The sequence below is a fragment of the Yoonia ponticola genome, assembly GCF_014199395.1.
Lineage (GTDB): Bacteria > Pseudomonadota > Alphaproteobacteria > Rhodobacterales > Rhodobacteraceae > Yoonia > Yoonia ponticola.
The window spans coordinates 34,264-55,606 of record NZ_JACIJM010000015.1 but is presented as its reverse complement, the minus strand read 5'-3'; the positions used below and the strand labels follow the sequence as shown (position 1 = coordinate 55,606).

19 protein-coding genes, 1 tRNA gene and 1 pseudogene are annotated in these 21,343 nt (G+C 55.1%); 10 read left to right on the top strand and 11 right to left on the bottom strand.

What is annotated here, in order from left to right:
- The 4 genes and pseudogenes from FHS72_RS17295 to ypfJ form a co-directional block, all read right to left on the bottom strand.
- A pseudogene (locus FHS72_RS17295) lies at positions 1–449 on the bottom strand (Hint domain-containing protein); the annotation flags it as partial.
- The gene (locus FHS72_RS17290; protein WP_183530991.1) at positions 446–2,062 is read right to left on the bottom strand and encodes a calcium-binding protein; all 1,617 of its coding nucleotides are present in this window, start codon (positions 2,060–2,062) and stop codon (positions 446–448) included. The pseudogene FHS72_RS17295 and the gene FHS72_RS17290, both read right to left, overlap by 4 nt.
- 651 nt (positions 2,063–2,713) lie before the next feature.
- Positions 2,714–2,799, bottom strand: a tRNA-Leu gene (locus FHS72_RS17285).
- Between the two features lie 67 nt (positions 2,800–2,866).
- The gene (gene ypfJ / locus FHS72_RS17280) at positions 2,867–3,724 is read right to left on the bottom strand and encodes a KPN_02809 family neutral zinc metallopeptidase (protein ID WP_183530990.1); all 858 of its coding nucleotides are present in this window, start codon (positions 3,722–3,724) and stop codon (positions 2,867–2,869) included.
- Between the two features lie 112 nt (positions 3,725–3,836).
- Between ypfJ and FHS72_RS17275 the strand changes: the two genes are divergently transcribed.
- Positions 3,837–4,415: a YqaA family protein gene (locus FHS72_RS17275; protein WP_183530989.1), complete on the top strand. Its 579-nt coding sequence runs from the start codon at positions 3,837–3,839 to the stop codon at positions 4,413–4,415.
- Complete coding sequence (locus FHS72_RS17270) at positions 4,415–4,861, top strand: disulfide bond formation protein B (protein ID WP_183530988.1); 447 nt, start codon at positions 4,415–4,417, stop codon at positions 4,859–4,861. Before FHS72_RS17275 ends, FHS72_RS17270 begins: the two co-directional genes overlap by 1 nt.
- An 8-nt stretch (positions 4,862–4,869) precedes the next feature.
- On the opposite strand, the gene FHS72_RS17265 is transcribed toward FHS72_RS17270, so the two are convergent.
- On the bottom strand, positions 4,870–5,289 hold the full coding sequence (locus tag FHS72_RS17265) for an Lrp/AsnC family transcriptional regulator (protein WP_183530987.1): 420 nt from the start codon (positions 5,287–5,289) through the stop codon (positions 4,870–4,872).
- Positions 5,290–5,375: 86 nt separating this feature from the next.
- Between FHS72_RS17265 and rocF the strand changes: the two genes are divergently transcribed.
- From rocF to gluQRS, 6 genes are all read left to right on the top strand, one after another.
- Positions 5,376–6,320, top strand: coding sequence for an arginase (gene rocF, locus FHS72_RS17260; protein WP_221235462.1), 945 nt, complete (start codon positions 5,376–5,378; stop codon positions 6,318–6,320).
- Complete coding sequence (locus tag FHS72_RS17255; RefSeq protein WP_183530986.1) at positions 6,317–7,360, top strand: ornithine cyclodeaminase; 1,044 nt, start codon at positions 6,317–6,319, stop codon at positions 7,358–7,360. Before rocF ends, FHS72_RS17255 begins: the two co-directional genes overlap by 4 nt.
- A gap of 105 nt (positions 7,361–7,465) precedes the next feature.
- Positions 7,466–10,225, top strand: a complete 2,760-nt coding sequence (gene gyrA / locus FHS72_RS17250) for a DNA gyrase subunit A (RefSeq protein ID WP_183530985.1) — start codon at positions 7,466–7,468, stop codon at positions 10,223–10,225.
- A gap of 104 nt (positions 10,226–10,329) precedes the next feature.
- Positions 10,330–10,986, top strand: coding sequence for a hypothetical protein (locus FHS72_RS17245; RefSeq protein WP_183530984.1), 657 nt, complete (start codon positions 10,330–10,332; stop codon positions 10,984–10,986).
- A 53-nt stretch (positions 10,987–11,039) separates the two neighbouring features.
- On the top strand, positions 11,040–12,395 hold the full coding sequence (gene trmFO / locus FHS72_RS17240) for a methylenetetrahydrofolate--tRNA-(uracil(54)-C(5))-methyltransferase (FADH(2)-oxidizing) TrmFO (protein WP_183530983.1): 1,356 nt from the start codon (positions 11,040–11,042) through the stop codon (positions 12,393–12,395).
- The gene (gene gluQRS, locus FHS72_RS17235) at positions 12,362–13,219 is read left to right on the top strand and encodes a tRNA glutamyl-Q(34) synthetase GluQRS (protein WP_343042714.1); all 858 of its coding nucleotides are present in this window, start codon (positions 12,362–12,364) and stop codon (positions 13,217–13,219) included. The genes trmFO and gluQRS overlap by 34 nt, the downstream gene beginning before the upstream one ends.
- Before the next feature lie 21 nt (positions 13,220–13,240).
- Here gluQRS and hisI read toward each other — a convergent pair whose 3' ends face one another.
- Positions 13,241–13,600: a phosphoribosyl-AMP cyclohydrolase gene (hisI, locus tag FHS72_RS17230; RefSeq protein WP_183530981.1), complete on the bottom strand. Its 360-nt coding sequence runs from the start codon at positions 13,598–13,600 to the stop codon at positions 13,241–13,243.
- 67 nt (positions 13,601–13,667) lie between these two features.
- Here hisI and FHS72_RS17225 point away from each other — a divergent pair, with 67 nt between their 5' ends.
- Positions 13,668–14,114: an iron-sulfur cluster assembly scaffold protein gene (locus tag FHS72_RS17225; protein WP_183530980.1), complete on the top strand. Its 447-nt coding sequence runs from the start codon at positions 13,668–13,670 to the stop codon at positions 14,112–14,114.
- A 186-nt stretch (positions 14,115–14,300) separates the two neighbouring features.
- Here FHS72_RS17225 and FHS72_RS18585 read toward each other — a convergent pair whose 3' ends face one another.
- The 5 genes from FHS72_RS18585 to sciP form a co-directional block, all read right to left on the bottom strand.
- Positions 14,301–14,423 (bottom strand): hypothetical protein, encoded by a 123-nt coding sequence (locus FHS72_RS18585; protein ID WP_281378350.1) that lies wholly within the window; start codon positions 14,421–14,423, stop codon positions 14,301–14,303.
- 108 nt (positions 14,424–14,531) lie between these two features.
- Positions 14,532–16,622, bottom strand: coding sequence for an ATP-dependent DNA helicase RecG (gene recG / locus FHS72_RS17220; RefSeq protein WP_183530979.1), 2,091 nt, complete (start codon positions 16,620–16,622; stop codon positions 14,532–14,534).
- Positions 16,619–18,778: an NAD-dependent DNA ligase LigA gene (ligA, locus tag FHS72_RS17215; protein ID WP_183530978.1), complete on the bottom strand. Its 2,160-nt coding sequence runs from the start codon at positions 18,776–18,778 to the stop codon at positions 16,619–16,621. The genes recG and ligA overlap by 4 nt, the downstream gene beginning before the upstream one ends.
- A 123-nt stretch (positions 18,779–18,901) precedes the next feature.
- Positions 18,902–19,615: a response regulator transcription factor CtrA gene (gene ctrA / locus FHS72_RS17210; protein WP_183530977.1), complete on the bottom strand. Its 714-nt coding sequence runs from the start codon at positions 19,613–19,615 to the stop codon at positions 18,902–18,904.
- 88 nt (positions 19,616–19,703) lie between these two features.
- On the bottom strand, positions 19,704–19,982 hold the full coding sequence (gene sciP, locus FHS72_RS17205) for a CtrA inhibitor SciP (RefSeq protein WP_183530976.1): 279 nt from the start codon (positions 19,980–19,982) through the stop codon (positions 19,704–19,706).
- Positions 19,983–20,125: 143 nt separating this feature from the next.
- Between sciP and mnmA the strand changes: the two genes are divergently transcribed.
- A complete protein-coding gene (mnmA, locus tag FHS72_RS17200) occupies positions 20,126–21,265 on the top strand; it encodes a tRNA 2-thiouridine(34) synthase MnmA (protein ID WP_183530975.1) in 1,140 nt (379 codons plus the stop codon).
- Positions 21,266–21,343 lie beyond the last annotated feature (78 nt).

The following is a 21,343-nucleotide window of genomic DNA, read 5'->3' as shown; positions in this document are numbered from 1 at the left end:
CCGCCAGCAGAGGCCGCCGCATCGCCTACGCTATCGTAGAAGATTTCCGTGACGAAGATGCCAGAGTTGTTGTAGCCGTCTTGCGTGTGCTCAACTACGATTTTGGCAACCGGACCCGGAATAGAGACCGTGACGCTGTAATCGTCGGTGCTAGCCGGATCATAGCCGCCTTTGCTGTCCGCTGTATCAGCGCCAGCCACGGAATCGGTGTCCTTTAAGGTCAGGTCTTTACCGCCAGCGAGGTTCACAGTGATCTTGTTACCATCCGCGTCGTAGGCCGTGACTTTGACCACACCGTCGCCGTCGATGTCGTTGATATTAAACGAGACGTTCTCGACTTCGTCCGAGAATTCCCACTCGAATGCGCCTTTGTTGCCTTTGCCCTGCGCCTCAGAGAACAGCGCCGCATTTTTGTCCGCAACACCGTCGCCCACATCAATACCGTTCACGTTCTGGGTCTCTGTGCCCACAGAGCGGAGATATGTTTACCAGTGTCCACAGTCCGCGTGTAGGTCACCGACACACTACCTGTGTCTTTGGTCACAGTGCTGTCGATCTGCGCGTCGGAAATACCAGTCCAGTCAAAGCTTTCACGGCCCGCGTCACCCACAGGCGCGTTACCGCCATTGTCGCCGTAAATCACGTCATCGCCCGTACCACCGGTGATCACATCATCGCCGCCGTTACCGTAGATCAGGTCGTCGCCCTCGCCGCCCATTATCGTGTCGTTGCCGTCCACACCATCATCAACAGACGGGATTTCAAACGTGATGTCAGACACGGCAACCGTGCCGGAATAAGCCCGCTCCGGGCCGTCATCCAATACGATCCACAACTGCTGGATCGGACCTTGGATCGTCACGTCGATATCTTGCGCGCTGTTGTTGGCCGCCGGACCAGGCGCGTTGGTTTGCGTGCCCGTCACCGTGTTGCCATTCACCGAATGCACGCCAGTAACTTCGAAATCGACCTCAACGAGGTTGCCATCCGCATCCTTCGCCATGATCGTGATTTCATCAAGGCGATCAACGTCTAACAAGGTGAACTTCACGTTGGAGACTTCGGTATCAAAGCTGATATCCGCAGTCGAATCTCTGACCACGTCCCAGTTCTTGAGCATACCGTTTTCGACAGTCCACTCGTGACCGTTGGAATTCTTAGGCGTGGACACGCTGACTTTGACAGACTGGCCGTCAACAGTCAGCGTCTGGCTGCCGTCCGATCCGATCTGATCCCAGTCGAGCGCAAATTCTGTGGTGCCATCAGTGTCGCCGCCGTCGCCGTACAACACGTCGTCGCCCGCGCCGCCTTGGACCAAATCGTCGCCAGAACCACCGAACACCGTGTCGTCACCAGCTTCGCCAAACAGGCTATCATCACCGGAATCACCATAAATAACATCGTCGCCTTCACCAGCCCGCACAATGTCATCGCCAGCGCCAGCCTCGACCAAATCATCGTCAGCCCCCGCACCCGGCAAAACAGCATCACCCGCATCAATACGGTCACCATCCGGATCACCCGTGTAGTTCACCGTAATCACATCATCACCAGATGTGCCGGAAACCGTGCCGTCGAGTTGGTCTTCGATCGGTGCAATCACGGTGTTATCGACGGATTGGTTCACGTGCCAACCAGAGGAATTGCTGTTTGTGATTCCCGTGATTTCGACGTTGGCGATGGACAGGTTGTCGAGCGTGCCACAGTTTTGCAGATCAGAGATGAACAGATCGCCGTTCTGCTGCTGGATCATCACAACTTCGACTGACTTGACCGAGCCATCGGACAGGGTGAGCTTCACGTTGGCCGTCATAGATGCGTCAGTAAAAGTGGACACGCTGCCGTTGCCGACATTGTACTTGATATAGTCGCATGTGCCATAATCATCATCAACGATGACGCCGTCGTTTTTATAATCATATGCCGCAGCGTTGACGATGCTCATTTGCGTCGAGTCGGCGCTGATGCCTACCAAATCATTTGCGTTTTCTGCATTCCAGTTACGCTCGGTTGGATCGGCTTTAATGTGACTAAAGTTACCCAGAAAAATCAGATTTGGCATTCGTTCGCTCCATTCACCCTTCCGACCGAGATTGCTCAAGCCGGAAATCAAAATCGTAATCATTACCACTTAGGCAACGTCACAGACACAATATCACTTTCACATGACGACAACTGACGTAGGTCGCATGTCGGATTCCCCAAAACCCGCACCCCAACACGAGGCTCTCTTTGGTCTTACAGCATGAGACTGCGACTCAAAAAGGGAAAAATCACTCAAAAACGCCACAGTTCAGGCAAAGCTGGCCAAATTTCACGCTTCGCCAAAGGTAAACAACAATCCAGTGTGCGCCCATTGTTTCCTCAATGAAAACAATGGGCGCGGCGTAAAACGTTAACACTTTGTTAATAAACGAATTGCTTAAAATCTGAAATGATCAGCTGTGCATCAATATTTGATTGTTTCCAAAATCAAGCCAATTAAGCATGCCTGACCCAGCGTTAATCAATTGTGTCAAAATAGTGAAGATTGGCCACTACATAGTCCAGCGAGACACCCAATCAGGGCAAATTTGGCCTAAATATGCGAATCTGGAAACAACCCGAGAATCAGATTGCCACAATTCTGCCCTGAATAGATCACGCACGCCAAACAGCCCCCGTGGTCGGGGCCGCATAAGCGGTTAATTTAACCTAGCGATTTTAAGAAAATTGGTACCGGTGGCCGGACTCGAACCGGCACAACATTACTGTCGGGGGATTTTGAATCCCCTGCGTCTACCATTCCGCCACACCGGCGTACCAATGCCGTCCTCCTAAGAGTTTCCCGCGGGATCGTCAATCACCCTAACGGCATGATTTGCAATTAAAGTTGATCGACGGAAAAAGTATCGCAAATCGTCAGGTCTCCGCTGTCATATCCGCGTTGAAACCAACGCTGTCGCTGCTCACTGGTGCCATGCGTAAAGGTGTGTGGCTGCACGGCCCGACCAGCGTTGCGCGCAAGCGTGTCGTCGCCAATCTGTGCGGCGGCATTCATAGCCTCGGCAATATCACCGCGTTCAAGCGATCCGAATCTCTCTTGGGCGGCACGCGCCCAGATCCCAGAGAAGCAATCCGCTTGCAGCTCAACCCGCACCGACAAGGCGTTCGACGTCGCTTCGTCAGATTGCGCGCGCATCCGGTTCACTTGTGGCAGGATATCGAGTTCGTTCTGCACGTGATGCGCGATCTCATGCGCTACGACATAGGCCGCGGCAAAGTCGCCACCCGCGCCGAGCCGCTGTTCCATTGTCACAAAGAAATCGGTGTCCAGAAACGCCTTACGCTCTGTCGGGCAATAAAACGGACCAGTTGCAGCAGATGCACCACCGCAGGCCGATTGCGTCTGGCCTTTGAACAACACCAGCGTTGGTGGATTATACCGTTCGCCAACCTGGTTCGCGAAAATATCCGTCCAGACGTCTTCGGTATCCGCCAGCGTGACAGAGACAAACTGCGCCGCCTGTTCGTCTGCCGCTGTGATCTGCGTCGAGGTCTCAGTGGTGATGCCACCTGCCCCGCCATTCAACAGCGGCGTGACATCCACGCCCAAGAAATATCCAATCGCCAGCACCGCGATCAGGCCAAAGCCCCCGATGCTACCAGCCCCTGCCGCCTTGCGACTTGGGCGTCTGCGCCGATCTTCGATGTTCTGGCTTCCACGCCGACCTTGCCACTTCATAGCTGCCCCCACATAACATATCGTATGATGTTGCTGCATAATGATGCGCGACACAAGCTTGACCCCATGCCGGTTCCATGGCCTAAGCCGCGCAGTTTTGTCGGAGAACACGATGTTAAAGCGGCTCTATGCGTGGACCTTGTCACTGGCCCAATCGCCACATGCCCTCTGGGCGCTCGCCTTTGTGGCTTTTGTGGAATCATCGTTTTTCCCGATCCCGCCTGACATTATCATGATCCCGATGATTATCGCGGCACCGCGCAAGGCGTTCTTAATCGCAGGTGTTGCCACGGTCGCATCGGTGCTGGGCGGGCTGTTTGGTTATTACATCGGCTTCGCATTGTTTGAAACCATCGGGCAGCCGATCTTTGACTTCTACGGCAAAGCAGACGCCGTCGCCGAATTCAGCGAGCAGTTCAACGCCTATGGCGCGTGGGCGGTGCTGATCGCGGGCGTTACACCCTTCCCGTTCAAGGTCATCACAATCATGTCAGGCGTCACCGCGCTGTCATTGCCGATCTTTATTGTCTCTGCGATTGTTGCGCGGGCGTTGCGGTTCTTTATCGTTGGCGCCCTGTTGTGGAAATTCGGTGAGCCGATCCGTGACTTCATCGAACGCAGGCTTGGCCTGATGTTCACACTCTTTTGCGTGCTGCTGCTCGGCGGCTTTGCCCTCGTAGGATTTTTGTAATGAACCGACTGCATATCATCACTGCGGCAAGCGTCTCTGTGGCGCTATTGGGCGGCGCTTATGTGTTCGAATTCTTTGGATATCCACCCTGCGAAATGTGCTATTGGCAGCGCTGGCCGCATATGGCGGCGATTGGCATCGGGATTTTGGCGCTGATTATTCCTGCGCGTATCTTGGGGTATCTGGGCGCACTTGCGGCGGCTGCCACTGCTGGCATCGGTATTTTCCACACTGGCGTCGAGCGCAAATGGTGGAACGGTCCGTCCTCTTGCACTGGTAGCGGGTTGGATGCGTCCGGTGGTGCCGATTTGCTGTCGCTCGACGGGCCACGCCTAATTATGTGCGATCAAGTCAGCTGGGAATTATTCACCCTGTCGATGGCATCGTGGAACGCAGTGTTTTCGATAATTGCTGTTTGGTTATGGATCGTTGCAGCGCGTCGTTAATGTGATTTCTAACGCCGCGTGCTAAGCAACAAGTTCGTTTCCGACTTGGTAATCCCGTCATTGCGGCGGATATCGGTCAGAACCTGATCGAATTGCTCTAGCGTCTCTGTTCCGATCTCTGCAATCAAGTCCCAGACGCCATTTGTGGAATGTACGGCCTGCACCTGCGGGATCATCGTAAGCGTGCGCGCCACCTTTTCTGCGCCGCGCCCGACAACCTCAAGCATCATCAATCCACGCACCGGATGCGTCGCGGCATCACTGCGGGTCAGCACGGTAAACCCTACGATCTCGCCGCTTTGTTTCAATCGTTCCAATCGGTTACGCGCCGTTGTTCGGGTGATATTCAGCGCCGCTGCGATCTCGGATATGCCCGCACGACCATCGCGGCGCAGATAAGCAACCAATCGTTTATCCGTATCGTCCATTTTGACTGCCCAATATGATCATTCACAGCCCAAATAGCGCATAATGTACGCTTCATAAAGCCCAAACGCTGTCGCACACTGCAGCCATGACACAAAATATCACACAGCAGAATTGCATCCTCATCGGTGCCCCCGTCGATTGCGGCAAGCGTCGTCAGGGGTGCCTTATGGGGCCAGACGCCTACCGCACCGCCGGTATCGCAGAGGCTCTTACCGACCTAGGTCACAGTGTTAACGATCTGGGCAATCTCGCGCCTGCAGATATCGCGGTGCCAGAGCCGCGCAACCCGCTGGTGCATGATCTAAAACGCACTGTCGGTTGGACGAAGACCTTGTCAGAAGCCGCTGAAAATGCGGCACAAACGGGCATTCCGGTATTCCTTGGCGGCGATCATGCGCTCGCCGCTGGCACCGTGTCCGGCATGGCCAATCACTACGCGAAACAAGGTAAACCGTTCTTTGTTTTATGGCTCGATGCGCACAGCGATTTCCACACGCCCGACACCACCGATAGCGGCAATTTGCACGGTACGCCCGTTGGTTATTTTACGGGACGCGAGGGCTTTGACGCCTTTCCGCCGCTGAAAAACGCTGTCCCGACTGAAAACATCTGCATGATCGGGCTACGGTCCGTTGATCCTGCTGAACGCGCGGCACTTGCCGAAGGTCAAACGACGCTAGTCGACATGCGCTCGATTGATGAACAAGGCGTCAGCGGTCCGCTTTCCGCGTTTCTTGACCGTGTTGTCGCGGCAAACGGCGCGTTGCATGTGTCGCTGGATGTGGATTTCCTTGACCCTAGCGTGGCCCCCGGTGTTGGCACAACTGTGCCCGGTGGCGCGACGGTTCGCGAAGCCCATCTGATCATGGAAATGTTGTGTGACAGTGGCTTAGTCGGCTCTCTTGATCTGGTTGAGCTGAATCCATTCCTCGATAATCGCGGCATGACCGCCAACTTGATGGTTGATCTTACGGCGTCGCTGATGGGCCGTCGCGTGTTTGACCGTCCAACCCGGAGCCGTAAATCATGATCACCCCATCCCACCTCGCGCTTGTGCCGTTTGTATCCGTCGAAAACATGATGCGGTTGGTCCATCATGTCGGGTTAGAGACCTTTCTTAAGGAGCTCGCTGTTGAAATCGAAGCTGATTTCAAACGCTGGCCGATTTTTGACAAAGCGCCGCGCGTGCCGTCCCATTCCGACGTCGGCGTGATCGAGTTGATGCCAACATCCGACGGCGAATTATATGGTTTCAAATATGTGAACGGCCACCCGAAGAACATGAAGGAAGGCTTGCAAACCGTTACAGGCTTTGGACTTTTGGCAGATGTGAACACGGGCTACCCTGTGTTGTTTTCCGAAATGACGGTTCTGACGGCGCTGCGCACGGCGGCCACATCCGCGATGGCGACAAAGCACCTTGCACGGCCCAACTCTAGGGTTCTCGCGATGATCGGCAACGGTGCTCAGTCGGAATTCCAGACTATCGCGTTAAAAGCTGTGTGCGGCATTGATACCGTGCGGCTCTACGATATCGACCCCGCTGCGACCGAAAAATGTGCGGCAAATTTGGCCGGATTGGGCATCACCATCGTCAAATGTAGCTCGCCGGAAGAGGCTATCGAGGGCGCTGACGTCATCACCACCGCGACCGCCGACAAAGAAATGCAGACGATCCTGACCGACAACATGGTCGGCAATGGCGTTCACATCAACGCAATCGGCGGCGATTGCCCCGGCAAAACCGAACTGCACCGCGATATCGTAGCGCGTGCGTCGATGTTCGTTGAGTTTCCCGCGCAGACCCGCATTGAAGGTGAATTGCAGCAAATGCCGCTAGACCACCCGTTCACAGAGCTGTGGGAGGTCATCAACGGCACCGCTGCGGGCCGCAAGGACGCCGCAGAGATCACGCTGTTCGACGGCGTTGGATTCGCAATTGAAGACTTTGCCGCCCTGCGTTACGTGCAAGAAAAAATCAAAGGCACGACGTTTTTCAAAGAACTCGATATGATCGCCGATCCGGACGATCCACGCGACCTATTTGGGATGGTTTTACGGGCGAAATAGCCTGCAAAAACCGCATAAATCCCACGGGGCATTGCACACCGTATCTGGTATCTGTTACATTCTGGTCAACAAAGTGTAGCAGATCCCAAACCTTAGGCGGACCACGTGAACGATACCCCGGAAACCCCTGAAAACGCTGACGAAAACATGACTGAGAAGTCCGCATATAGCGGCCCTTCTGTCACGATTGAGCATGAGTTAAAAACCTCGTACCTTGATTATGCGATGTCGGTCATCGTCAGCCGTGCGATTCCGGACCTGCGAGACGGTTTAAAACCCGTTCACCGCCGGATTCTTTACGCGATGCACGAGACCAATAACACGCACGATAAACCCTACCGGAAATCGTCGCGGCCCGTCGCTGAGACCATGGGTAAATACCACCCGCACGGCGATAGCGCGATCTATGACGCGCTTGTGCGTATGGCGCAGGATTTCTCGATGTCGCTGGTGCTGCTCGACGGTCAGGGCAACTTTGGCTCGATGGACGGCGACCGCGCCGCGGCTTATCGTTATACCGAAGTGCGGATGAAAAAGGTCGCCCTGTCGCTGCTGGATGATATCGACAAGGACACCGTTGATTTCCAGCTGAACTACGACGGGAAAGACAAAGAACCCTCTGTTCTGCCTGCAAAATATCCAAACATGCTGGTCAACGGCGCTGGCGGTATTGCCGTTGGTATGGCGACGAATATCCCGCCGCATAACCTTGGCGAAGTTATCAACGCGACGCTTGCGCTGATTGATAGCCCTGATCTGTCGATTGAAGAATTGATCGAATACGTGCCAGGCCCCGATTTTCCGACGGGCGGCGTCATGCTGGGTCGTTCCGGGGCGCGTAAGGCCTATCTTGAAGGCCGTGGTTCGGTGATTATCCGTGCCAAAACCCATATCGAGGAAATTCGCAAAGATCGCTGGGCGATTATTATCGACGAAATTCCGTACCAAGTGAACAAATCGAACATGATCGACCGGATCGCAGAAGCGGCCCGCGACAAGAAGATCGAAGGCATCGCCCACGTACAAGATGAGAGCGATCGCAACGGGGTACGGGTCGTTGTTGAACTAAAACGTGACGCGACAGCCGAGGTGGTTTTGAACCAATTGTTCCGGTTCACGCCGATGCAGACCTACTTTGGCTGTAACATGCTGGCGTTGAACGGCGGCAAGCCGGAACAGTTAACGCTGCGCAGCTTCCTGACCAACTTTGTCGATTTCCGCGAAGACGTTGTCGCCCGCCGCACCGCTTATATGCTGCGCAAAGCGCGTGAGCGGTCGCATATTCTATGTGGTCTGGCTGTGGCCGTCACCAATATCGACGAAATTGTTGCCACAATCCGGTCGTCTGCTGATGCGGCTGAGGCGCGTCACAAGTTGATGACCCGTCGCTGGCCTGCGGAATCGATCCTTGAGTATATCGCGCTGATCGACGATCCGACCCACACCGCCAATGACGATGGAACGTACAACCTATCCGAGACTCAGGCCCGTGCAATTTTGGAATTGCGCCTGCAACGTTTGACCCAAATTGGCGTGAAAGAAGTCACGGACGAACTTGAAGAACTCGCTGCAAAGATCAAGGAATACTTAGAAATTCTTGGTTCACGCGAACGGATCATGCAGATCATCCGTGACGAACTGACCGAAATTCGTGACAACTATGCCGTGCCGCGCCGTACAGAGATCGTTGATTGGTCCGGCGACATGGAAGACGAAGATCTGATCGAAAAAGAAGACATGGTCGTGACCGTGACGTCTGGCGGTTACATCAAACGCACCGTTCTTACCGATTTCCGTGCCCAACGGCGTGGCGGTAAAGGTCTGTCTTCGATGGCAACCAAAGAAGAAGACGTCGTCACCACACTTTTCGTGGCCAACACCCACACGCAACTGTTGTTCTTCACGACCGACGGTATGGTTTACAAATTGAAAACATGGCGTCTGCCAATGGGGTCACGTACCGCCAAAGGTAAGGCTATCGTTAACATTCTGCCGATCCCGCCGGGTGTGTCGATTGCCGCGATTATGCCAGTTGACCGTCCCGAAGAAGAATGGGCCGACCTGCAAGTTGTGTTCGCGACTTCTGCTGGAACTGTGCGTCGTAACGCCTTGTCAGACTTCACTAATGTGATGAAGAACGGCAAGATCGCGATGAAGTTTGAAGGCGAACACGAAAACACAACGCTGATCAACGCGCGCATCGCATCCAACACTGATGACGTGATGCTGATCACCAATTCAGGCCGTGCGATCCGGTTCCCTGCGACGGATGTGCGGGTGTTTAACTCGCGGAATTCTGTTGGTGTGCGCGGCATTCGATTGCAAGGCGACGATAAAATCGTGTCGATGTCGATTATCCGCCACTTTGACGCCGAAGCGGACGAACGTGCAGCCTACCTGAAAATGCGCCGTGCTATGGCCGGACTTGCCGACGATGCAGAAGTCGAAGACGAGGAAACACCAGCGGGTGCGATCACTCAGGAACGTTATGCGGAAATGTCTGCGGCTGAAAACCTGATCCTGACAATCACATCAAAAGGGTCCGGTAAGTTATCGTCTTCACACGATTATCCGGTTCGCGGACGTGGCGGCATGGGCGTCACTGCGATGGACAAAGCAATGCGCGGCGGCGAAATCGTGTCCAGTTTCCCTGTGGAAATGGGCGATCAGATCATGCTCGTCACCTCTGCTGGCCAATCGATCCGCGTGCCAATCGAAGGCATCAGTTTCCGGTCCCGGTCTGCGGGCGGCGTAAAGGTGTTTAGCACGGCCAAAGGCGAAGAAGTCGTCAGTGTCGCGTGGATTGCCGAGCAAGAAGAAGCCGAAGACGTCGACGTCACCCCCGAAGGTGATGCAGACGCGTAACAACTCAGCACCCGCGGTGTCAAAACCGTTGCGACACCGCGGGTGATGACTTATCCACAGTCTCAAGGGGCGCGTTATGACGCTCGACTAACTTGAGGCACATTATGAAAATCCTACTCTCATCAGCAGCACTGATCCTATCTGCGGCACCGCTTTATGCGCAGCAATTTACCGGCGGCGAGCTTGGCTTTGAATACAACCAATTCGTTGACGATGATTCCATCAACGGCACAAACTACCACTTGGGCGCTGAAATGGCGTTCAACCGGTCGTTTTCCATCGCGGCAAACGTGCAGAACCTCGATTTCGAAGGCGACGACACAAGTGCGACACTGCACGGCATCTACCACCTGAATGAAACATCATCTTTGGGCGTGTTTGTTGCTGGGAACGGCGACGAACAGACGTCTTTCGGTTTTGAAGGCGGCACTGAGCTGTGGAAAGGTGACATCGGCGGCTACATCGGTCAGGTCGACGTAGACGGCGAAACAGCCGTGATTTTTGGCCTGTCGAGCAACACACCAATCGGCGCAAACTTTTCGGTCTTCTCTGATCTTGATTTCGTAGCTGACGACGACGTCGCCGTATCCACCCAAGAATTGGGCGTCGAATATAACATCACTGGCGGCGCAGACATTTTCGCGCAAGTCGGCCAAGCAGAAGTCTTTACTGACTTCGGTTCCGACGCGGAAACTTACGTTGGTATCGGCGCACGCATCCAGTTTGGTGCAGCACGCGGCACAACGTTTGAAGCACGCTAACTTCGGGCGTTAAGCCCTTTGCAAACAGCATGGTTCGCGGTACATCGCGGACCATGACACATACACTCAATATCATTGGCGGCGGCATGGCCGGTTCCGAGGCTGCATGGCAGGCCGCAAACGCTGGCATCAACGTGGTTATCCACGAAATGCGGCCCAAAGTGGCGACATTTGCCCATCGCACTGGCAATCTGGGCGAGATGGTTTGCTCGAATTCCTTCAGGTCTGACGATAGTGAACAGAACGCCGTTGGGCTGCTGCATTGGGAAATGCGCGCGGCTGGCGGGTTAATCATGGAAATGGCCAACAAGCACAAAATCCCGGCGGGTGGTGCCTTGGCCGTGGACCGTGATCCCTTTGCGGAAAGCGTCACTGCTGCATTAAAAGCGCACCCTAACGTGTCTGTTTCTTATGAAGAAATTACAGAACTGCCGACGGACGGTTTATGGATTGTGGCCACTGGTCCACTGACATCCGGCAACCTTGCGACTGCGATTCAAAAGCAGACTGGTGCCGAGGCGCTGGCGTTTTTCGATGCGATTGCGCCGATCATTTACCACGAATCCATCAACATGGATGTGGCATGGATGCAGTCGCGCTACGACAAGGGCGAAACGGTTGAAGAGCAGACCGCCTACCTCAACTGCCCGATGACCAAAGACCAATACGAGGCGTTCATCGACGCGTTGCTCGCGGCCGAAAAGACCGAGTTTAAAGAAGGCGAAACCGCTGGCTATTTCGACGGCTGTTTACCGATTGAGGTCATGGCCGAACGTGGCCGCGAAACCCTGCGTTGGGGTCCGATGAAACCGGTTGGGTTAACCAACAGCCACGATCCAGAAACCAAAGCCCATGCCGTTGTGCAGCTACGCCGCGACAACGCGCTTGGCACATTGTATAACATCGTCGGTTTCCAGACCAAGATGAAGTACGGCGCGCAAAAGACTGTTTTGCAAATGATTCCCGGACTTGAGGACGCCGAATTTGCGCGTCTCGGCGGCATTCACCGGAACACTTTTATCAACTCACCAACGCTGTTGGATCATGAAATGCGGCTGCGGTCCCAGCCAAATCTGCGCTTTGCAGGTCAGATCACAGGCGTTGAAGGCTACGTGGAAAGTGCCGCAATGGGGCTTCTCGCGGGCCGTATGGCTGTGGCCGAATTGACTGGTCAGACGCTAGATCCCGTGCCGCACACCACCGCGATGGGCGCACTTGTCACGCATATTACTGGCGGCGCTGATGCGAAAACGTTCCAACCGATGAACGTGAACTTTGGCCTGTTTCCACCGCTGGAAGGCGTCAAAAGTGGTCGTCGCGGTCGCAAAGAACGCTACAAAGGCTACACAGATCGCGCGAAAATCGACTGGCAAGCGTGGCTGTCGCAACAGGAACAGCCTGCCGCGTGATCACCCGCTTCGCCCCTTCGCCGACCGGACCGCTGCACATAGGCCACGCCTACTCGGCGATCTTGGCCTTTGAAGCGGCGCAAAAGGCGGGCGGCACGTTCCTGCTACGGATCGAAGATTTCGACAGCACCCGCTGCAAACCGGATTTCGAGGCGCAAATTTACGACGATCTAGCGTGGCTCGGCCTGTCTTGGCCCGCGCCACGCCGTCAGTCGGATCACATGTTTGACTACGCCAATGTCATCGCAGCACTTGCGGACAAAAACCTTGTCTTTCCATGCAGTTGCAACCGGCGCTTAATCCTTGAAACTGGCGCTGGCACAGGCCCTGATGGGCCGATCTACCCCGGCACTTGCACAAATCGACCCATGGATCAGGCGCAATCAGGCGACGCCATCCGGCTTAACCTGACCAAAGCGTTAGACCACCTGCCCAGCCAGCTCAGTTACATCGACACGGATGAAACCGTCACTTTAGAGACGCACAACCTGCCCCAAACCATCGGCGCGCCGATCCTGCGCCGCAGGGATACTGGCGATCCGGCTTATCACCTGACCTGTACCCACGACGACGCGCTGCAAGGTGTCACCCACATCATTCGTGGCGCAGATGTCGCAGCGTTGACCCCGATCCATATCGTGCTGCAACACCTCATGGGTTGGCCTACACCGCGCTACATCCACCATGATTTGATCACGGACGAATCCGGTAAGCGTTTGGCAAAGATCAATAAATCCAAATCCATTGCAAGCTACCGCGCAGAGGGTGCCACGCAAAACGACATCCGTCGCATGATCGGCCTACCCGCTTCATTTCGCCAATAACAACTCCCCCCGGAGGGTCGCTTAGTCGTCAGGCGTCATCAATTCGATCTCAGACCCCGTTTCAACGCCTGTGTAAAAACAGGTGCGCCGTCCCGTGTGACAAGCCGCCCCGATTTGCCGCACTGTCACCAAAAGGCAGTCCCGATCGCAATCGACCCGCATCGCGACCAAGGCTTGCGTGTGCCCCGATGTCTCGCCTTTGATCCAGAACGCCTGCCGCGAGCGCGACCAATAGGTGACTTTTCGCGTGGCTAATGTCTTGGCGACGGCTTCGGTGTTCATCCACGCCATCATCAAAACTTCAAGCGTTTCAGCGTCTTGCGCAATCACGGGGATCAAACCTGCGTCATTATACGTCAGGGTTTCGGGGTCAAATATCATGGTCAGGGCCTTTGCAATGTCGGTCACTCGGCCTATCTATGTGGGGCAACGCGAAAGGGCAAATGCCGTGACAGCTGAAAACGACATGATCAAACTTTACTCGGGCCGCATTTTGGCGCTGGCCGCTGACATGCCGCGCACCACGCGGATCGCATCGCCCGATGGAACGGCCAAGAAACGGTCGCCTCTGTGCGGGTCCACGGTCACTGTTGACGTCGTGTTAACCGATGGGCACGTGAGCGACTACGCCCAAGACGTCAAAGCCTGCGCATTGGGTCAGGCGGCGGCGTCCGTGATCGGATCAGCGGTTGTGGGGTTAACACCTGCACAAATCGAACATGGCCGCGCTGAGTTGCACGCAATGCTCAAGGAAAACGGGCCTGTTCCTGCGGCCCCGTTCGACGGACTTGATGTTTTAGAACCTGCGAAAGAATACAAAAATCGGCATGCATCGATTTTACTGGCTTTTGACGCCACGCTTGAGGCGATTAACGCTGCCAAAACACCCGCCTAAGTGATTTTCCATAAAAAAACCGCCGCACATCCGGGCAAGGATGGCGGCGGCAGGAGGTGGATCACATGTCCGGCTCTAAATCCTTTAGGGAGAGGCAAAGCCCCCAAAATAGGACGGGACGGGCAAGTCAGTAAACGCGAGGTGGGACAGGCAATTTACGTGAACTGGACATGTAACCCAGGCAGGTCAGACCATCGCGGGCAGCGATAATCCGACAAAAAGCATCACACACAAAGCGGCAACGCCAAGCGCGTCAGAAATGATTGTATCGCTGCTGCGGATCAGTGCGGATTTGATATCTTTGGCCATCTGAACGCTCCTGTTGCTCGTTTGTTCTGTTGCTACTTTGTTCCCATATTGGAAACCTTCTGTAAAGAACTTTATGAGAACATTCGTGAACTTTTTAGAACAAACCGGTTAACCCACTGATATTAAACGGATCGCTTTATCCTGTTCCATTAACCAAAGTAACACACGCACGGCTTTGCCCCGCGCTGTTTCCAAAGTGGGATCATCAGACAGCAGCTTTCGCGCGTCGCTTTGCGCAATTTCCATCAATCCGGCTTGGCGTTCGAGATCTGCGATCCGGAACCGTGGCAGTCCCGATTGCGCCGTGCCGATCACGTCGCCCGCGCCCCGCATCATCAGGTCTTCTTCGGAGATGCGGAACCCGTCTTCGGTTTCGCGCAAAATTTCCAGTCGCCGCCGTCCCGTTTCGGACATGGGTTCTTGGAACAACAACAAGCACGTCGAGGCCGCAGCCCCGCGCCCGACCCGTCCACGTAACTGGTGCAGCTGCGCGAGACCGAAGCTTTCCGCCCGTTCGATCATCATAATCGACGCATTTGGCACGTTCACCCCGACCTCGATCACCGTGGTTGCGACCAAAACTTTGGTATCGCCCGCCACGAACCGCGCCATCGCCGCGTCTTTTTCAGCGGGCGGCATTTGGCCGTGAACCAGCCCTACAACGCCCTCGCCCAAGGCAGCGCGCAGCCGTTTAAAACGTTCTTCGGCGGCGGTCATGTCGATGACTTCGGATTCCTCGACCAGCGGGCAGACCCAATAGGCCTGTTTGCCGTCGGTGACCGCTTTGCGCAGTTTTTCAACGACTTCGCCCATGCGACCCGTCGATATTAACGCTGTTTGCACGGGCGTCCGACCGGGTGGTTTTTCGTCCAGCACTGACACATCCATGTCGCCATATTGTGCCAAGGCCAAGGATCGGGGAATCGGCGTCGCGGTCATCACCAACACGTCGACCGCCTGCCCTTTGGCCCCTAATTCCATGCGCTGTGCAACGCCAAAGCGATGTTGCTCGTCGATAACCGCAAGGCGAAGATCATGAAAATGCACGTCTTTTTGAAAGACCGCATGTGTGCCAACTAAAATCTGGATGTCGCCATCGGCCAGCGCTTGCAGCTTTTCGCGCCGCGCTGCACCTTTGTCGCGACCAGTCAGAATTTCGAGCCGCACACCCGCGTCAGCGGCTAGCGGTTGCAAGCCGTCGAAGTGCTGCCGCGCCAGTATTTCCGTGGGCGCCATCATCACGCCCTGCCCGCCGGATTCGACGATCACCAGCAGCGCCATTAACGCAACTAGCGTTTTGCCGGACCCTACATCGCCCTGCAAAAGGCGGTTCATTTTGAGCGGTTTCGCGATATCCGCAGCAATCTCAGCAATTGCGCGACTTTGTGCGCCTGTCGGGGAATAAGGTAACGCAGACAACACCTTACGCTGCAAACTTCCAGTGCCTTTTGACCCAATTCCCTTGCCGCGCCGCGCCACCGCACGGGCCAATGCCAAGGTGATCTGATGCGCGAATAATTCGTCATAGGCCAACCGCGCACGCGCAGGATGTTCGGGCGACAAGTCTTGGGCCGTGTTCGGGGTGTGCGCTGCATTTAGCGCGTCGGCCCAGGCAGGCCAGCCCTCACGTTTGACCAAACCGCTGTCGATCCATTCAGCCACATCAGGCAATTTTTCCAACGCGGAACGGGTCGCTTTCCACATCAATTTCTGCGTGATTCCAGCATGTAACGGGTAAACCGGTTCAAACGCCGGGAACGTCGTGGCCTCGTCCGGCGTCACCATATGGTCTGGATGCACGATCTGCGCGATGCCGTCGAAGATTTCGACTTTGCCGGACACGATCCGCTTTTGCCCTGTCGGTAAAATCTTTTGCAAATAGTCGCCACGCGCATGGAAAAACACGAGTTGGAACTCGGTCTGCGCATCGGTCACATGCACGCGGTACGGGCGCCCGCGGGTTTTTGGCGGATAATGTGCGCCGATGGTGACCGCGACGGTGACAACCGCAGGGGCAATCACATCACGCACGCTATCGCGCAATTGCCGATCGACGCCGGTGATCGGCAGCGTCATCAATACATCACGCGGCTTTTCAACGCCCGCGTCTTGTAAGGTCAGCGCGGTTTTCGGGCCGATGCCATCAAGCGTCTGCAATCCTGCGAAAAGCGGGAAAAGAACGTCGGGCCGACTGCTCATGCGTCGCCGATCAGGGTTAACCAACCGTCTTCATCCAGCGTTTTGACACCCAACTCGGCCGCCTTTGTGGCCTTTGATCCGGCCCCCGGTCCTGCGATCAGGATGTCAGTTTTTGCGCTGACCGAACCCGAGACCTTTGCGCCCAGCGTTTCGGCGCGTGCTTTGGCTTCGGCGCGGGTCATTTTCTCTAGCGTACCGGAAAACACCACCGTTTTGCCCGCAACCGGACTGTCCGACGTGTCACGCACGATGGTATCTTGCACGTCTAATTCATCGATCAGACGGTTAATGGAGTCCCGTTCGGCGGTGTTTTGAAACGCCTCTAAAAACGACGTGGCCATAACGGCGCCGACGCCGTCGATGCCCAAAAGGTCGTCCCAGTTAGCCCCTTCGCCGATTTGTGCGGCGTCGGTTGCCGCGGCGAGCGCCTGCCACGATCCGTAGTGGTTCGCTAAAAGTTGTGCACCGGATTCGCCGACATGTCTGATTCCGAGAGAGAACAGCAGTTTGCCAAGCGGGATTTTCCGTTTTTCATCAATAGCATCCAGCAAATTCTTGACGCTGGTTTTGCCAAAGCCATCGCGGTTTTCCAGCTTGGTGAATGACGCGTCATTGCGTGCGCGCAGCGTGAAAATATCTGCGGGCTCAACGATTGGCAGCGCATCGTCGTGGTAGAACATCTCGACTTGTTTCGCGCCGAGACCTTCGATGTCGAATGCGCCTCGACTGACAAAATGCTTCAGTTTTTCAACGGCTTGCGCGGGGCAGATTAAGCCACCCGTGCATCGGCGCACAGCATCGCCCGTTTCGCGCACCGCGGGCGATCCGCATTCGGGGCATGTTTCGGGATAGACATAAGGCACTGCGTCCGCGGGCCGTTTTGACAGGTCGACATCCTTGATTTTCGGGATCACGTCGCCTGCGCGGTAGACTTGCACCAAGTCGCCGATCCGCAGGTCGCGGCCGTCACGGATCGGTTCGCCGTTGCCGCCGATGCCTTTGATGTAGTCTTCGTTATGAAGTGTCGCGTTGGATACGACGACGCCACCGACTGTGACGGGTGCGAGGCGTGCGACGGGTGATAATGCGCCTGTGCGACCGACTTGAATGTCGATGGATTCGAGGGTCGTCCATGCCAATTCGGCCGGGAATTTATGTGCGATTGCCCAACGTGGGGTTGTGGATCTGAAGCCCAAGCGTCGTTGTAAATCGAGGTCATCGACCTTGTAAACAACGCCGTCGATGTCGTAGCCAAGGTCGCCGCGTTGCACGCCGATGTCGCTATAATGTGCGATCATGTCTTGCGCCGATGTGCAGATTTTCGTCAATGGGTTTGTGCTGAACCCGAGTTTTTGCAACCGCTCAATAGCCCCTGATTGGGTTTCGGCTAATGGCGCGGACAAGTCGCCCCATGCGTATGCGAAAAACCTTAATGGTCGGCTTGCCGTTATTTTCGCATCCAGTTGGCGTAGTGATCCGGCCGCCGCGTTACGTGGGTTTGCGAAGGGTTTGTCGCCTTTTTCCAACTGCCGTTCGTTTAATGCGGTGAAATCGGCGTGGCTCATGTAGACTTCGCCACGGACTTCTAACACGTCGGGCGCACCTGAAATTTCGTGCGGTACGTCGGAAATTGTCAGCGCATTTGCGGTTACGTTTTCGCCCACGGCCCCGTCACCGCGCGTGGCGGCTTGTTTCAGTTTGCCGTTTTCGTAGCGCAGCGACAGCGACAACCCGTCGATTTTTGGCTCTGCGGTGAATGACAGTGGTTCATCATGCGGGATGCTGAGGAATTTTTTGACGCCTTTTGCAAAATCCACGACGTCGTCGTCCGTGAATGCGTTGCCAAGCGATAACATCCGCACCGCGTGCGTGATTTTGCCGAATTTTTCCGACACCGGTGCGCCGACCTTGTCAGAGGGACTGTCCGCGAGTTTCAAAGCTGGGAACCGCGCCTCGATGGCTTGGTTCAGGCGTTTGAGCTCGTCGTAGGTTGCGTCGTCAATGTCGGGCGCATCTTGCGTATGGTAGGCATCATTGGCCGTGACCAGAACTGCAGCTAAACGTTGCAAAATCTCTTGTGCTGCATCTTCTGCAACATCGTCAGCACGGATCGCTCGCAAATCTTGCACGTCAGTTTCCGCAGCTTTTGGCGACATTGTTTGATCCTTTGCAATTCGATCACCAACGGGCGGTGATTAAGCAAAGTTTTAGGGCGACCGTCCTAGCGCGTCTAGAGCCAGATCAGTCGCCCACAGTAATCTTCGCAAACAACCGCGCCTTTAGGCGCCGATTGCGAGACGTTCTTCGTTCACGCCCATTTCAGGATCGCGTAGCACGTAGCCACGGCCCCACACCGTTTCGATGTTGTTTTCGCCGTTTGCAGCATTGCTCAGCTTTTTACGGAGCTTGCAGATGAACACATCGATGATTTTCAACTCTGGTTCGTCCATACCGCCATACAGGTGGTTCAAGAACATCTCTTTGGTCAGCGTCGTGCCTTTGCGCAGGCTCAACAATTCCAGCATTTGATATTCTTTTCCCGTCAGATGCACGGTGTTGCCGCCCACATCGACAGTCTTTGCATCAAGGTTAACCGAAATGCGTCCGGTTTTGATGATCGACTGCGCATGACCTTTTGATCTGCGGATGATCGCATGAATGCGTGCGATCAGTTCTTCTCGGTGGAATGGTTTGGTTAGATAATCATCTGCACCAAATCCAAATCCTTTGATTTTACCTTCGGTACTATCGTCACCTGTGAGGATCAGGATTGGTGTATCAATCCTGCTCATGCGTAACTGTCGCAATACCTCGTGGCCATTCATGTCAGGCAAATTCAGGTCTAAAAGGATCAAATCGTAATCATATAATTTTGCGAGATCGATCCCTTCTTCACCGAGATCTGTCGCATAAACGTTTAAATTGGCATGAGTTAGCATCAACTCGATGCTTTTTGAGGTCGTCGGGTCATCTTCAACCAGCAATACGCGCATCTTTTTTCTCCGCTTTTCTTGGTATCAACAACTTATCGCCATAATAGTTAACACAGCGTTACCGATAATCAAAAACTCAAGCCACCACTTAAGGTTGTCTGAACCGTTGTAAAGCCGTTGTTTTCAACGCGGCCTCGCCATGTTCGGCAACTGCGCTCTCCCATTCAGCGAATTCCTCGTCCGATAGACTATACATTTCCAACGCCTCTGGCCGCGTTAATAGCCCCGCCCCAACCGCCTTGATAACGGCCGCTTTACGCGATGCGACCCAGCGTCGGGTGTCCACTGGCGGCAGGTCTGCGCGGGTCATTACGGACCCGTCGGGTAGTGTTACGGACCGTGGTCCATCAATCTTTCGCAAAAACATCTCTCTTCCCTTTGCAATATACTGTGTGATGCACATATGACGTAGACCACTTAAGTTTCGGTAAGCCGCCCCAAAGAGAGTTGCTTGCAATTACAGCAAATTTGTTGGAAACGCCCTGAAAGCCCTTAAAACGTTGGTGTCATATGCCCTTGGAACAGCCGATAAATTCTCTTGGATTTGCCAAGTCACCCGCCGACACCCGAGTCGTTGTGGCTATGTCCGGTGGTGTGGACAGTTCAGTTGTCGCCGCAAAGTTGCATGAAGAAGGCTACGATGTGGTCGGTGTGACGCTACAGCTTTATGACCACGGCGCTGCTTTGGCGAAAAAGGGCGCGTGTTGTGCGGGCCGTGATATTCACGATGCGCGGCGCGTGGCCGAGGAAATGGGCTTTCCGCATTACGTGCTCGATTACGAGAACAAATTCCAAGAAGCTGTGATTGATGAATTCGCGGATAGTTATCTTGCGGGGGCGACGCCTGTGCCGTGTATTCGGTGTAATGAGCGTGTGAAATTCAAAGATTTATTGGAAACAGCCCGTGATTTGGACGCCGATTGCATGGCGACGGGTCATTATATCCAGCGGATGGTGGGTGATTCGGGTCCGGAATTACATTCGGCTGGCGATCCGACCAAGGACCAAAGCTATTTCCTGTTCTCGACCACGAAAGAGCAGTTGGACTATCTGCGCTTCCCATTGGGCCATCACACGTCCAAGGAGCAGACCCGCGCGCTGGCTGCGAAATACGGGCTCAGCGTGGCGGACAAGCCGGACAGCCAAGATATCTGCTTTGTGCCAAACGGCAATTACGCGGCGGTGATCGAGAAACTGCGCCCCGGTGCGGCAGAACCCGGTGATATTGTCGATGTGGACGGCAATGTCCTGGGCCAGCATCGCGGCGTAATCCACTACACGATTGGTCAGCGGCGCGGGCTTGGCATCGGCGGTCTGGCTGATCCACTGTATGTTGTGCGGCTTGATGTGGACAAAAAGCATGTGATCGTGGGGTCCAAGGACTTGCTCGCGACCCGCAAGGTGCCTTTGCGCGAGATCAACTGGCTGGGCGACGACGGCTTGCTTGCCGGCGGCGAGCGTACAATCGCGGTCAAAGTTCGCTCGACCAAGCCCCCTATCGACGCCATTCTGCGCCCGATCTCGGATACCGAAGCCGAGGTCGAACTGCTGGTCGCTGAAGAAGGCGTGTCACCGGGCCAAGCTTGTGTGTTCTACGACCCGGACGGCACGCGCGTCTTGGGTGGCGGCTGGATTTGGCGCGGGTATTAAGCCGTTTTCAGATTTTAAGAAAAAATTTACGCACCGCTGAAACTCTTTTAGGCGCCCCTACGTGTCTTCACACGACCC

Bases quoted from the DNA above. Each gene is read 5' to 3' on its own strand.
- FHS72_RS17290 (WP_183530991.1), bottom strand. From the start codon at position 2,062: ATGCCAAATCTGATTTTTCTGGGTAACTTTAGTCACATTAAAGCCGAT.
- ypfJ (WP_183530990.1), bottom strand. From the start codon at position 3,724: ATGAAGTGGCAAGGTCGGCGTGGAAGCCAGAACATCGAAGATCGGCGC.
- FHS72_RS17275 (WP_183530989.1), top strand. From the start codon at position 3,837: ATGTTAAAGCGGCTCTATGCGTGGACCTTGTCACTGGCCCAATCGCCA.
- FHS72_RS17270 (WP_183530988.1), top strand. From the start codon at position 4,415: ATGAACCGACTGCATATCATCACTGCGGCAAGCGTCTCTGTGGCGCTA.
- FHS72_RS17265 (WP_183530987.1), bottom strand. From the start codon at position 5,289: ATGGACGATACGGATAAACGATTGGTTGCTTATCTGCGCCGCGATGGT.
- rocF (WP_221235462.1), top strand. From the start codon at position 5,376: ATGACACAAAATATCACACAGCAGAATTGCATCCTCATCGGTGCCCCC.
- FHS72_RS17255 (WP_183530986.1), top strand. From the start codon at position 6,317: ATGATCACCCCATCCCACCTCGCGCTTGTGCCGTTTGTATCCGTCGAA.
- FHS72_RS17245 (WP_183530984.1), top strand. From the start codon at position 10,330: ATGAAAATCCTACTCTCATCAGCAGCACTGATCCTATCTGCGGCACCG.
- trmFO (WP_183530983.1), top strand. From the start codon at position 11,040: ATGACACATACACTCAATATCATTGGCGGCGGCATGGCCGGTTCCGAG.
- hisI (WP_183530981.1), bottom strand. From the start codon at position 13,600: ATGATATTTGACCCCGAAACCCTGACGTATAATGACGCAGGTTTGATC.
- FHS72_RS18585 (WP_281378350.1), bottom strand. From the start codon at position 14,423: ATGGCCAAAGATATCAAATCCGCACTGATCCGCAGCAGCGATACAATC.
- recG (WP_183530979.1), bottom strand. From the start codon at position 16,622: ATGAGCAGTCGGCCCGACGTTCTTTTCCCGCTTTTCGCAGGATTGCAG.
- ligA (WP_183530978.1), bottom strand. From the start codon at position 18,778: ATGTCGCCAAAAGCTGCGGAAACTGACGTGCAAGATTTGCGAGCGATC.
- ctrA (WP_183530977.1), bottom strand. From the start codon at position 19,615: ATGCGCGTATTGCTGGTTGAAGATGACCCGACGACCTCAAAAAGCATC.
- sciP (WP_183530976.1), bottom strand. From the start codon at position 19,982: ATGTTTTTGCGAAAGATTGATGGACCACGGTCCGTAACACTACCCGAC.
- mnmA (WP_183530975.1), top strand. From the start codon at position 20,126: ATGCCCTTGGAACAGCCGATAAATTCTCTTGGATTTGCCAAGTCACCC.